At 55.2% G+C, this 12815-nt stretch carries 9 protein-coding genes and 1 pseudogene; 3 read left to right on the top strand and 7 right to left on the bottom strand.

Annotated features, from left to right (window positions below; translation table 11 throughout):
- Window positions 1-26: 26 nt before the first annotated feature.
- From GRO01_RS13010 to GRO01_RS12985, 6 genes are all read right to left on the bottom strand, one after another.
- On the bottom strand, window positions 27-971 hold the full coding sequence (locus GRO01_RS13010; protein ID WP_062506997.1) for a hydroxyacid dehydrogenase: 945 nt from the start codon (window positions 969-971) through the stop codon (window positions 27-29).
- Window positions 972-1047: 76 nt separating this feature from the next.
- On the bottom strand, window positions 1048-2349 hold the full coding sequence (locus GRO01_RS13005; protein ID WP_231490011.1) for a Zn-dependent hydrolase: 1302 nt from the start codon (window positions 2347-2349) through the stop codon (window positions 1048-1050).
- Between the two features lie 32 nt (window positions 2350-2381).
- Entirely contained in the window at window positions 2382-2807 is a 426-nt protein-coding gene (locus tag GRO01_RS13000) for a VOC family protein (RefSeq protein ID WP_062506995.1), read from the bottom strand.
- Between the two features lie 142 nt (window positions 2808-2949).
- Window positions 2950-4266, bottom strand: coding sequence for a CapA family protein (locus GRO01_RS12995; protein ID WP_062506994.1), 1317 nt, complete (start codon window positions 4264-4266; stop codon window positions 2950-2952).
- A gap of 21 nt (window positions 4267-4287) precedes the next feature.
- A complete protein-coding gene (locus GRO01_RS12990; RefSeq protein WP_062506992.1) occupies window positions 4288-5583 on the bottom strand; it encodes an MFS transporter in 1296 nt (431 codons plus the stop codon).
- Window positions 5584-5666: 83 nt separating this feature from the next.
- Window positions 5667-7991 carry a TonB-dependent receptor gene (locus GRO01_RS12985; protein ID WP_167494599.1) on the bottom strand — a complete coding sequence of 775 codons (2325 nt, stop codon included), beginning with the start codon at window positions 7989-7991 and terminating at the stop codon, window positions 5667-5669.
- A gap of 345 nt (window positions 7992-8336) precedes the next feature.
- Here GRO01_RS12985 and GRO01_RS12980 point away from each other — a divergent pair, with 345 nt between their 5' ends.
- The 3 genes from GRO01_RS12980 to GRO01_RS12970 all read left to right on the top strand — a co-directional run bounded on the left by GRO01_RS12980 (window position 8337) and on the right by GRO01_RS12970 (window position 11623).
- Window positions 8337-9260 (top strand): amidohydrolase, encoded by a 924-nt coding sequence (locus GRO01_RS12980; protein WP_306414172.1) that lies wholly within the window; start codon window positions 8337-8339, stop codon window positions 9258-9260.
- 577 nt (window positions 9261-9837) lie between these two features.
- Complete coding sequence (locus tag GRO01_RS12975) at window positions 9838-10707, top strand: LysR family transcriptional regulator (protein WP_062506990.1); 870 nt, start codon at window positions 9838-9840, stop codon at window positions 10705-10707.
- Window positions 10708-10741: 34 nt separating this feature from the next.
- Window positions 10742-11623, top strand: a complete 882-nt coding sequence (locus tag GRO01_RS12970) for a LysR family transcriptional regulator (protein ID WP_062506989.1) — start codon at window positions 10742-10744, stop codon at window positions 11621-11623.
- Between the two features lie 115 nt (window positions 11624-11738).
- Here GRO01_RS12970 and GRO01_RS13645 read toward each other — a convergent pair.
- A pseudogene (locus GRO01_RS13645) lies at window positions 11739-12514 on the bottom strand (IS5 family transposase).
- Window positions 12515-12815: the final 301 nt, after the last annotated feature.

The raw sequence follows: 12815 nt of genomic DNA, 5'->3' as shown, positions 1-12815 counted from the left end.
AAAGGGGGATGCAGGTCCCTTAAGACTCAGAGGCAGTGGGGCGGGGTACGTCCCGCTAGGGCATCCTGAACCTGTGACGCGCACAGCATCGCCATCCGGCGCAGGGCTTCCTCGGTTGTTGCACCAATATGGGGCGTCAGAACAACATTCGGCGCTCCGAGCAGCGGGTCATCCGGCAGAGGCGGCTCGGGCGACATCACGTCCAGACCTGCGCCTCCCAGATGTCCTTCTGCCAAGGCCTTCGCGAGAGCGGGGCCGTCCACTTCCCCACCACGACTGGTATTGATTAGGATCGCTCCCTGTTTCAGGCGGGACAAGGCCGAGGCATCGATCGTGGGACGGCCACTTCCCTGTGCCGGTCGATGAAGCGACAGCACGTCAGATGCAACCAGAAGATCATCAAGGCTTTCCGCCCGTGTCACGCCCGCAGCCTCAAAAACATCTGCCGGGACACTCGGAGACCACGCCATGACTTTCATGCCCAAGCCCTGTCCTGCAATCTGCGCAACATGCCGGGCAATGGCACCAAAGCCGACCAGTCCAAGCGTCCGCGTATGCAATTCCATACCCTTGCGCGTATAACGGAACTCCCAGTTCCCTTCCCTCACGGCGCGATCCGCTTCGCAGATGCGGCGCACAACCGCCAGCAGAAGACCTATGGTCATTTCCGCAACGGAGCGGCTGTTGGTATTGGGGGCGTTCGTCACCAGAACCCCACGCGTTGCCGCTGCAGCCTTGGCAATCCGGTTTGTCCCCGAACCATGGCATGAAATGATTTTCAGGTTCGGTGCGGCCTTCAGCGCCTCTTCACTGAAACCCAGATCCCGCGTGATAACTGCATCGGCATCACCGATTTCACGGATAACGGCATCCATCGTAGGTGCTGTGGCATAGCGGGTTCTAATTCCCGCATTATTCAGACATGTTACAGCATCAGGATGAATTCTTTGTGCAATGAAACACAGGCTCATGTTATCGCTTTCCACAGTCACAGGACAAAACTGACGAGATGATACCGCGGCAATCCGCATCATTCAGGATTAATGATCATCCGTTTGAGGAAGCACGCCTGCGCAGCAGCCGTTCCAGCAGACCTGCTCCCAGAAGAAAGTCTTCCATTTCCATGCTCTCGTCGGGATTGTGGCTGCCATTCTCGTTTCGGACAAACAGCATTTCTGTCGGGACGCCCTGCCCCGCAAATGTTGCTGCGTCATGTCCAGCCCCGCTGGCCATGGAAACGGCTGGGATACCCATTTCCAGTGCCAGATCTTTCACCTGCGCCTGAATCGTTTCATCCATGATCGCCGGCGTGCTTTGTGTCCGAGGTCCTAAATCGACGCGGACCGAGAACTCTGCTTCAACCCGGCGAGCCTGCTCGATGACCCGTGCGTTCATGCGCTCCAGCAGCGCTTCGTCACGCGAACGGATATCGATGACCAGTTCAAGTCTTCCCGGCACGGCAGCAAAATTGGCCTGCGCCGGATCCGTCTGGCACACACCGAATGTCAGGGTCATCTCCTCATCGGCGGCTTCAACCGTTTTCCAGTCCTCGTGAAGCGCCATCATCATGCTTGCACCAGCCATGACGGCATCGGAGCGGAAGCGACGCGGTGTTGCGCCGGAATGGGCATACTGACCGTGAATGACTGCAGAGCGATACCGGGTACTGCCACAGATTCCGGTTACGATCCCGACGGGAACATCCGCTTCCAGCAGCACTGGTCCCTGCTCGATATGAAGTTCCACGAAGCAGTCGATTTTCGCCGGGTCCAAGACAGACGCCCTGCCACACAGTTCAGGATGCGCACCACAGGCCCGCATATGATCGCGCAGTGTCACGCCGTCATCACTGCGCGGTGTCTCAAGGGCTTCTGCAGGCAGCAGACCAAAAGCCGTGCGACTGCCCAGATAGGATAACGGAAACCAGACGCTTTCTTCCGCCCGGGTTACGATCAGCGTTGTATTGCGCTCAGGCTGGAATTTGGCTCTGGCCCAGGCACACAGAATCAGAAGTCCTGCGACTGCCCCTGCAGCACCATCAAAATTGCCACCGCACGGGACTGTATCCACATGCGATCCGGTCATGACTTCAGGCAGATCACGGTTATGACCGGGAAGGGTAATGAACAGGTTTGACGCCCAGTCCCTGCGGATTTCCAACCCGTGCTCCTTGGCGATATCTTCAAACAGGGCATGCGCCCTGTTCTCACCCTCGCCGTAGGATGGACGGGTCATTCCCAACCCGTCAAAGCCGATATCATGCAGGCAATTAAACACCCGGTTTGCCAGTTCCGGGTTAAGAACAGGGGCGGCAGCAGCCATATTGGAAGATGTCACGGCACTGGACACGGAAATTCCTTTTCGAACCGGGTGAAAGAGACCTACTGCTTGGTAAAAAGCTGCTTCATATCGGCAAACGCCTTGAATTCCAGCGCATTGCCTGCCGGGTCACAGAAGAACATAGTCGCCTGTTCGCCGGGAAGCCCTTCAAAACGGATCTGCGGCTGCAGTCCGAAAGTAATGCCATGACGACGAACGCGCTCCGCGAGGGCTTTCCAGTCGTCCATGTCCAGTACTACGCCAAAATGGGGGATCGGCACATTATGCCCGTCCACGGCCCCGCTTCCCGCGTCCCCTTTGCGACATGCGCCTGGAGCAAGATGGGTCACGATCTGATGGCCGTACAGGTCAAAATCAATCCAGCTGTTCGTGCTGCGTCCTTCCGGACACCCCAGAACCTCGCCATAGAAGACGCGAGCGGCGTCAAGATCATCGACCGGAAATGCAATATGAAACGGATTAGGCATCTCTACACCAAAAATTAAGAAGGAATATATGAAATAACACGCAGAAACTTGCGCATTATAGAATGAATATATGTCTTCTGATGAAAGCAAAGACTACCTTTGCGGCTGATCTCTTGAGACCCGCCGCAAAGGCAACGGCATGTCAGTCCTGTTTCAGGACAAGTTTTCCCTTTTCACGCGTGAAGTGAACGCCGTAGGGCTCACAGAGAGCCTCGAAGCGAGACAGGATGCTTGCGCCTTCTTCCCCTTCAGCGAGAAAAGGCAGGCCGCGCGTATGAGCGCTTTTGCCCAGTCCAAGTGAGACGGGATGGATTTCCATGGACGACAAAGTCCCATCGTCGGCAAACTCGCAGATCGGCAGGAGGGTTTCCCAGAAACGCCGGTCTGCCGGGAAGCCCTTCGTATCATTCAGGGTCCGGGTCTTATAGACCTGATGCGGCGTCACATCCGTGCTGACCTTGTAGAAGGTATAGGAGTCCTCCGGCAGCATATCGACGAGTTCATTCTGGCCGATGAAATTGCCAAGGCTGTAGAAAATCGGTTTGCCTTTGTAGATTTCCATTCCCTTCAGAAGATGCTGACCGTGACAGACCACGATGTCAGCCCCCTGATCGATGGCATCACGGGCAAAAGCCTCCAGGAATTCGCCCGGTTTTTCCCAGCTGATGGTTCCATCTGCGTCATATCCGACTTCATGGGTATGAACACTGACGATCACCACGTCAGAGACGACCCGGGCTTCGCGGACCCAGCGTCCGATTTCCTCCAGATCCCGCGCATTCGGGGCGCTAGTGATGCGGGTTTCACTGCCCTCGACAAAGCGGGTACCGTCCAGCGTCAGCGTCCCTTCCGGAGCGGGATAGCCGAAGCCGAGCTTGATCTGCTCCTGCTTGATTTTCTCCAGACCAAGACCTGCAGAAATCTTCTGCAGCACCGAAAGTTCTTCCGGCTTTACCTGATACGTCGTGTTGAAATGCAGCGGATTGAGACCGGGGCGTCCCTGCATGCTACGCGTCTGATCCGCAGCTTCCTGTCCGCGCGCGAATGTCGAACAGCACGAGAGCATCGATACTGTGCCTGCAGGATGGCTGAAATAAGCCGGGCGACGCGCTTCCTCGAGGGTCAGCCCTACACCGGAATACAGGATTTCGCGCCTTTTCAGCTCTTCAATCGCAATACGAAGACCAGAAATGCCGTAATCAAGGCAGTGATTGGTGGCGGCCGCGAACAGATCGAAACCGGCAGTGCGAAGTTCGTCCAGGATCCAGGGATGGGCGCTGAAATGAGATCCGCCATGATCAAGGGCGGGATCACCCTGATAATCGCTCGGCATGATCTCAAGATTTGTGAAGGACGCGTCGCAGTCCCGGATCATGTCAAACAGCGGGGCGCAGACCGGATCGATATCCGTATTCAGCCGGCGCAGGACAATGCTGTCACCCGTGAGGCAGACTTTCATATTCAGGTCTTTCAACTACAGTTACAGAATTTCAGAAGGAACAGAGGGGCTGTCTGGGGGCGTAATCTTGCGCGTCACGGACCACAGAATAACGGCACCAGCCGTAACCGTGATGGCCATACACACCATCCCGGCTGACAGGGTTCCTGTGAGAGAGGTCAGCTTTCCGACGACCATTGGGCTGATGACGCCTCCCCACAGACCAATGGCGTTGATCAGCGCAAATCCACCGGTGGCAGCGCTCCCCTGGAAGACATTCGCGGCCATTGCCCAGAATACAACATAGGACGCGTAGATCCCGGCCGTCGCCCCCGCCAGAACAATCATCTTCAGAGCAAAGATGTCTGGAATGACAGTGGTCAGCAGAAAGCACATGCTGGCCAGAACTGCTGGAGCGTAGCAATGAAAACTCCGCTCTTTCAGCCTGTCCGACCGGGCACTCCAGTACGCCATGGAGGCGACGGAAATCACATAAGGGAACGAGGAGTAGAACCCGACCGCCACGGACGAATGGACGCCAGACTCATGGATAATGGATGGCAGCCAGAAATTCAGCATGTACATTCCTGCCATGAGGGCGAAGAAGCCTAGTCCCAGGAAATAAATCGCCGGATCACGGATAACAGCGGAAAATTCCACGTGGCGCACATTCTTTCGGACGCTCCAGGCCTCGATCGTCTCGCGTTCCTGTGCCGACAGCCACGCAGCGTCTTTTGGGGCTGTAGGAAGCACGAAAGCGACGATGACTCCGAGCACGATGGACGGAAGCCCTTCGAGAAGGAACATCCAGCGCCATCCCGCCAAACCGGCAAGCTGATCGAAATGGGAGAGAATCAGTCCCGAGATCGGGCCGATAATGATCCCGGCCAGAGGCAGTGAGAGCTGGTGCCAGAAAATGACGGCCGACATCCGGTTCTCGGGATACCAGCGGGCCAGATAATAGGTGCAGGTCGGGGCAAATCCTGCTTCGAACACGCCCAGCAGAAAACGCAGGACATAAAAGCTGTCGCGGCTATGAATGAAACCGGTCGCCGCCGATGTCATGCCCCACAGAACCATGATTCTGGCAAATGTTTTGGGCGCGCCCACCCGCGATGACCAGAGGCTGATCGGAATTTCGAACAGGACCAGACCGACAAAGAAAATCCCAGCTGCAAACCCGAACTGTGCCGCGGTCAGTCCTACGTCCTGAGAGATATGGCTGCGTGCAAACCCCAGATTGGTGCGGTCGATACTGTCCATCAGGTAGATCACAATGATCCACGACATGATCCGCCAGTTCAGGCGATGGTAAAGTCTGGTCTGTATCTCGTTCATCAATACCGTCTCCCCCACGACACAGGATGCTTCTCGCAGAAAAAGGGTCCGATGCCTTGAAGCATTTCCGGAATATTCCGGAATCAGAAGTTATAGGAAAAACGGCCACCTACAAATCTAGGCTGTCCGGAAATGCCCATGTTGACCGTTGTCGCGAGCGTACGGCTGACGATGTAATCACGGTTGAGAATGTTCGTGGCATAAGCCGTCACAGCCCAGCGTCCCTTGACCGGTTTGAAGGTCACGCTTCCATTCATGAGGAAGTATGCCGGCAGCAGATAGGTTCCGGTGCCGCGCGGGACAGTATTTTGTGCACCACGATATGAATAATCCCCCTGAAGCGTGACGGTATATTTCCGGAAAACTGGTTTCGTCTCGTAGGAAATACTTCCGTTCAGTGTTAGCTTGGGGATGCCCATATCAGCCCCGTTATAGCTGTCGGTTATCGACCTGTACTGTCCGGTCTTGGCGTAATAGGCGGTCACGGCCTGCACGTTCAGGACCTGGAAGTCATCATAAGTTCCGCGCTGGTAGCCCACATTCTGCGAGAGTGTCAGGCCCCGGAAAGGATGGGCACTGATCGAAAGTTCCGTGCCGAAAATGTGCGAGCGGGGTACATTGACATAGGAACCGACCGTTCCCCAGCCAGGAACCAGGATATACGAGAAATACTGCTGGTCGTGGTAGGAATCCCAGAACGCTGCGCCGTTGATCCGCAGACGGTGATTGAAGAATTCACTTTTGAAGCCGACTTCATAAGCCATCAGCCATTCAGGTTTGAAGCCTGCCGCCTGCTGCTCGGTCAGCGTAGTGTTGGCAGTAAAGCCGCCCGGCTTCACGCCGCGCCGGATATCAGCATACAGCATCGCATTCTGCAGCACCTGATAGTTGATGCCGACCTTACCTGAGAATTGGTTTGTCAGGGCGCCGTGGTTGGCGAAAACCTGACTATAGGTTTTTGCCAGCGTTACTGGATTGTAGCGATACACCGCGTCGTCAAGGAACTGACGGTCATCACTCTGATGCTCCAGACCGAAAATCAGGTGAAGTTTAGGCGTCAGGGCATATTTCAGGTTCACGAACTGTGAGAAATTCTGCTGTGGCTGCACATGAGTGCTGTCCTGAAAATAATACTTTCCGGCGCGGTCCGTATAATCGAACCAGTTCTCGCCCGAGGCACGTACGCGATTGTAATACATGCCTGCCACCCATTCGAGCCGATTGTGGAGCGCCATGCCCGAAAGGCGCACTTCCTGCGAGAACACATTCATGCTTCCCGTCAGGTAGCTGTCACCGGAACGATAGGCTTCGGCGTCACGATCGATATATTCATGGCGCTGCTGCTGCTGGAACGAGGAGATTGTCGCCAGATGCGCCCAGCCCAGATCCCGGTCGGCGTTCAGATTGATGCCCCACTGCATGTCATTATAGGACGGTTTGCTGTTAGGGGAGATCCCGAGAAGCTTGGCGTACTGGGGATTAAGATTCCAGCCCGTCGCATAGATATCCTGATCGCGCGGGAGGATGTTATTGCTGTCAGACAGGACGAAACCGGCCTGCGCTTCTGAAGAATCCTGGGACCAGTTGGCGGTCAATTTGATGTTCGTCTTGTCATCGGGCTGCCAAGCCAGCTTCCCGCGCAGCGCGCCCTCGTTGGCACGCCCGATCGATTCCCCATTGACCCGGTTGTAGCGGAAAGCCCCACCCTGCAGCATCTGTCCGGCAAGGCGGAACTGGAGCCGGTCCGTGATCGGTGCGGACACATAGAAATTCGTCTTGCTGCGCGCGTAGCTCGCGATGTCTTCCGATGCACCGTAATGAAGGGTCTTGGTCGGGTCATTGGTTGTGATGCGGACTTCGCCACCCGTATCGGCAATGCCATGCTCAAAGCCGACCGGGCCTGGCTCGACACCGACGGACGCCACATCGAACATCTGGCCGGAACTCATCGCCGTGATGGTGTACGGTACGTCATCGAAATAGGTCATGACCGAAGACATGTTGTTCTGGGTGTAGTCCTGCATGCCGATGCCGCGCAGGTAATAGTCTGGAACGTTCGAGCCGCCCTCAGTCTGGATCGTAAGGTTGGGCACCAGATTCTGGATATCTTCCACGGTCGTGACATGATGCGTCACGAGGTCTTCGGCGGTCAGATTGGTGATATTGCCGGCACGATGCTGATCGGCGCCGAAACCGAACGCCCGACGCTTCGTCGTGACGCTGATGACTTCGGGATGATCCTGCTTTGCCACCGCATGATGCACAGGAGCAACATGCGCATCCGCATGTCTGGACGGGACTGCCCGACGGCTTTTGTCGTTTTTTGAAGTAGCAGCATAAGCCCCCGCCATCGAAAGGCATCCCGTACAGACGGACAGCATCAGGAAGCCGCGGAATGCGTTTCTCACAACAGAACCCTGCCGTTCAGCCCGAACCATAATCATCCTGAACTCCTGCTCACAAACCGATCATCCCGCAGACCGGCAAACCTTATGTTTCATATTCAGAACATATTTAGATTTCAGGACATAGCTGTTCGTGTTTGATTCAAAAGATAACAAAACTATCTTATCGGACAGCTATTCTGAGAAAAATCCGCAGATATCCTAGGATATTAGTGGGGGCATTACTCAAAGAAGATGAAAAAAACATTTTGTTTCTGATTTTTTGTTAGAAAGTGCCGCGAAATTTTTTGTGTAAATGATCGTTTATCGCAATATTCCGAATTCGTGCCTAACATCAGGAATGCCGCCATGCCGATACGAAACACTGGAAATATCTGGGATCATGTCGACGCCTTGGCAGATGAGGCCATTGCCCTGAGCGATAGTGTATGGGCTGTTCCAGAACTCTGTTACGACGAGCATCAGTCCTGCGCGCTGCATACCCGGATGCTGACCGATCATGGCTTTGTCCTCACCCCCCAGGTCGCAGGCATCTCGACAGCCGTAATGGGCGAAAGCGGGAAGGATGGTCCGGTCATTGCTTTTCTGGGGGAATACGATGCCCTGCCCGGTCTCGCGGCGGCGCCAGGCGCTTTCGATCATATTCCGACGATAGAAAACGGTCATGGATGCGGGCACAACCTCCTAGGCGCTGCCTCCCTTCTGGCCGCCGTCGCTGTGCGAGACTGGCTTGCTGTCATGCAACTCCCCGGCCGTGTCCGGTATTATGGATGCCCAGCCGAGGAAGGCGGAGCGGGAAAAGGCTTTATGGTCCGAGGGGGCGCATTCAAAGGAGTGGACGCTGCCATCTCATGGCACCCATCTCCATTCTGCGGGGTCCTCCCACCATCTTCCTTGGCGAACGTCCGAATGGATTTCACATTCACCGGCCGTTCGGCTCACGCCGCGGCCGCGCCACATCTGGGACGGTCAGCCCTAGATGCGATCGAACTGATGAGCGTGGGCGTCAACTATCTGCGTGAGCACATGCTTCCCACCTCCCGCATCCATTACGCTTATATCAATGCCGGGGGAGCGGCTCCGAATGTCGTACAGGCGGAGACGACCGTTCGGTATTCCGTTCGGGCAGAAGATCTTTCTGAATTGCTTGCACTGGCCGAGCGGGTGCGGCAGGTCGCTCAGGGAGCAGCCCTGATGAGCGGCACTCAGGTTCAGAGCATCGTAACCGGGGGCGTTGCAAACCTGCTCCCCTGCCCCCCCTGGAAAAAGTGATGCGGGAAAGTTTCGAGCAACTCGGACCACCACCTTTCAGTGCCGAAGATCAGGTTTTCGCCGCAAGGATACAGGAGACCCTGTCAGCCGAGGATATTGAATCCGCTCTTCGGCAGGTGGGACGCTCCGTATGTGATGAACCTCTGTCCGACTTTGTCCTGCCTGCCGGTAGCCGCTTTTCCCTGGGTTCCACGGATGTCGGAGATGTCAGCTGGACCGTCCCGACGGTTCAGGCCCTAGGGGCAACCTGCGCAATCGGGACCCCCCTTCATTCATGGCAGATGACCGCTCAGGGCGTCTCCGATGTCGCACACAAAGGAATGATCCACGTCGCCAAAGCTATGGCGATGACTGCCATTCGATTATTTCAGTCCCCGGAGGTTCTGAAAGAAGCGCAGGACGAGCACGCGAAGCGCCTTCTTCGTACGCCTTATGTCTGCCCCATTCCCGCGGATACTTTTCCGCCTCAGGAAGTTCGCTGAAAAGAAGTCGAAATCCTGTTCTGATATCCCGGCGCTTGCCATACCATGACGTCTGAAGACATCATTTTCACATCAGAAACGAGAGATAGCGCATCTTGGATACACGCTTTCTGGAAAGCTTCATCGCCATCGTGGAACGCGGTTCCATTGCCGATGCTGCCCGTCAGCTCTCACTCACCCCCGCAGCCGTTTCGCAGCGCATCAAGGCTCTTGAAGACCAGATCAGACAGCCTCTGCTGATCCGTGCCGGCAGGACCGTGACACCGACCGCTGCGGGCCTTGCCATCATCGAGAAGAGCCGACAGCTCATCAAAGGTGTCGAAGAATTGCGGTCCCTCGCCTTTAAGGAAGAATTTGCAGGCGAACTAAAAATCGGCGCCATTTCCACAGCCCTGACCGGCATTCTTCCCTTCATGCTGAAAAAATTCTTTGTCGAGTATCCGCAGATTGACCTGCATGTCACACCTGGTCAGTCGATCAAGCTGTATCATGAGGTTCTGGAAGGGCAATTGGACTGCGCGATCATCGTCGAGCCCCCTTTTGGTATTCCCAAAACATGTGGCTGGAAAAGACTTCTGTCAGAACCTCTGATGGTTCTGGTTCCGGAGAGTTGCACTGAAACAGACCCTTTGAAGATCCTCAAGAACAATGTTTTTCTACGCTACGATCGCAATCAGTGGGGTGGCCGCGTCGCCGATACGTTCCTCAAGGACAACAGAATTTTCCCCAAGGAGCAACTGGAACTGGACTCCCTGGAAGCCATCGCCCTGATGGTCAGTCAAGGCATTGGCATTTCCGTGCTGCCGGACTGGCTGCCCCCATGGCCGGAAGGCCTCAAGGTGCGAAAGATTCCTGTCTCCAGTACCCCACCCCAGCGCCATATCGGCCTGCACTGGCTGCACGCATCACCGCACGCCCATCTCATCAAGACCATGGAGCCATTCCTTACCCTCAAGAAAGCTTGAAGGTTCTCACTTTCCCCATTCCGGATAACCGTTCATGGACACACGCTTCCTTGAAAGTCTGCTCATTGTTGTCGAACAAGGCTCCATCGCAGCCGCCGCACGCCAGCAGCACCTAACCCCCGCAACCGTGGCACAGCGGCTTCGGACACTGGAAGAGGAAATCGGCTGTTCCCTGGTCCAGCGAAACGGACGGCATGTGCGCCCGACCGAACATGGCCTGGCCATCCTCGAGCAGAGCCGCCAGATCATTACTTCTGTCCGTGAACTCTGCGTGATTGCGACAAGCGATACCCCTGTAGGCAAACTCAGGCTAGGAGCCATTTCCAGTGTCGCAAACGGCCTTCTTCCCCCTTATCTGAAGCGCTTTTTCGAATGTTTTCCTGAAATCGAATTACACATTATGCCAGGATCATCCTCCGCGCTTTACAACGCCGTTCTGGATGGGGCACTTGATGCCGCCTTCATCGTCGAGCCGCCCTTCGATATTCCGGAAACCTATGTCCGGGAAACCCTGCGCTCAGAGCCACTCATTGTTCTGGTTCCCGGCGATGTAACGGAGGCCGATCCGCATGAAATCCTGCGCAACTATCCCTTCATACGTTATGATCGCAACCAGTGGGGTGGACGACTGGCGGATGACTATCTGAAACGTACCGGAATCTGGCCTCATGAACGGTTGGAACTGGATGCGCTCGATGCCATTACGATTATTGTCAACCAAGGAACTGGCGTATCCCTGATCCCGGACTGGGCTCTTCCTTGGCCGGAAGGCTTTTACCTGAAAAAGGTTTTACTTCCAGATCCTGTGCCTTGCAGGAAACTTGGATTTCTTTTTGAGAAAGAAACACTCAAAAGGCGCCTTATCAATCGCCTTCTTGATACTCTTAAGTATCCAATCAAAGCCTTTGAAATATAAATATAAGAAATTAATAAATATATTTATAATTTTATTTTTTCTGCATTGATTATCAATGAATTAAATTTATTTAAAATAAATTTTTTAATGTTTCTAATTCAGAATATAGACTAGATCACATTGATAAAGACCTAATCCAGAGCTCTGTGATGGCGAGACTAAAGACGCCCATGAAAGATAAGACAGTCTTGTCACAGCGTGCTGTGATGCGGCGTATCTGTTTGAGCTCGTTGAACATCCGCTCGATGCGGTTGCGGTCCCTGTAACGCCGCCAGTCTGTTTTCTGTGGAGCGCTGCGGCCTTTGCGTGATGGAATGACCGGCAGGATCCCGTGGACCAGCAGCTCCTGGCAGAAACTGTCACTGTCATAGCCCCGGTCGGCCAGCATGGCTTTGGGGTTCGGGGCAGGTAGCTTCATCAGGGCGTCTATGGCTTTGTAATCCGAGACCTGGCCTCCGGTAAGGACAAAGCCGAGAGGGCGTCCCTGATTGTCACATCGGGCATGGATTTTGCCCGTAAAGCCGCCGCGTGACCGACCAGAAGCCTCCGAATAAGCCCCCCTTTTGCCCCAGTGGCCTGTGAATGGGCGCGGATTACGGTGCTGTCGATCCTATGCTGCCAGTTATCAGTCAGCCCCAGATCTACCAGGGTCTGTAAAAGAGCATCCCAGACACCCTGTTCAGCCCAACGCCGGAACCGGACATAGACCGAGTTCCACTTGCCGTAGCGTTCATGCATGTCCCGCCAGGGGCAACCCGTTCGTAGAACATGCAGCATACCATTGAGAAACTGGCGATTGTCTCCAGATGGACGTGCCCAACGTCCACGCTCAGGCGGCAGAAGCGGACCAATCATCGCCCAGTCCTGATCCGTCAGATCGCCTCGTGCCACGCCTGTTCTCTCTGCCCGTTATCCCACAGCCAGGAAGTGAAGCAGATCTCAGGCAGATCGTATAGATCTTTTGTCAACGTGGCCTAACCCATCCTGACACAGTCTTGGAATCGTCTGAAGCCATGCGCAGCCTTATCGATCGCATTATCGTCTCTTGGGACGCAGAGCGGGCGGAGCACAGGATTGAGTTGGAGGGTAAGCTGATTGCGCTTTTAAACGCGGGCCGAATGACAAGAACCCAAAACGCAAAAAACGCCCTGAGCTTTGACTCTGAGGCGTTGGATGAGAGTTCGTTAAAGTT

Origin of the sequence: Gluconobacter roseus NBRC 3990 (assembly GCF_006538885.1) — a bacterium.
In the GTDB taxonomy this organism is placed as follows: Bacteria; Pseudomonadota; Alphaproteobacteria; order Acetobacterales; family Acetobacteraceae; genus Gluconobacter; species Gluconobacter roseus.
The sequence above is the reverse complement of the archived record's forward strand: the minus strand, read 5'-3'. Positions and strand labels throughout refer to the sequence as shown.

Excerpts from the sequence above, each read along its gene's own strand:
- GRO01_RS12970 (WP_062506989.1), top strand. The coding sequence starts at position 10,742 with ATGGACACACGCTTCCTTGAAAGTCTGCTCATTGTTGTCGAACAAGGC.
- GRO01_RS12980 (WP_306414172.1), top strand. The coding sequence starts at position 8,337 with ATGCCGATACGAAACACTGGAAATATCTGGGATCATGTCGACGCCTTG.
- GRO01_RS12990 (WP_062506992.1), bottom strand. The coding sequence starts at position 5,583 with ATGAACGAGATACAGACCAGACTTTACCATCGCCTGAACTGGCGGATC.
- GRO01_RS13010 (WP_062506997.1), bottom strand. The coding sequence starts at position 971 with ATGAGCCTGTGTTTCATTGCACAAAGAATTCATCCTGATGCTGTAACA.
- GRO01_RS13000 (WP_062506995.1), bottom strand. The coding sequence starts at position 2,807 with ATGCCTAATCCGTTTCATATTGCATTTCCGGTCGATGATCTTGACGCC.
- GRO01_RS12995 (WP_062506994.1), bottom strand. The coding sequence starts at position 4,266 with ATGAAAGTCTGCCTCACGGGTGACAGCATTGTCCTGCGCCGGCTGAAT.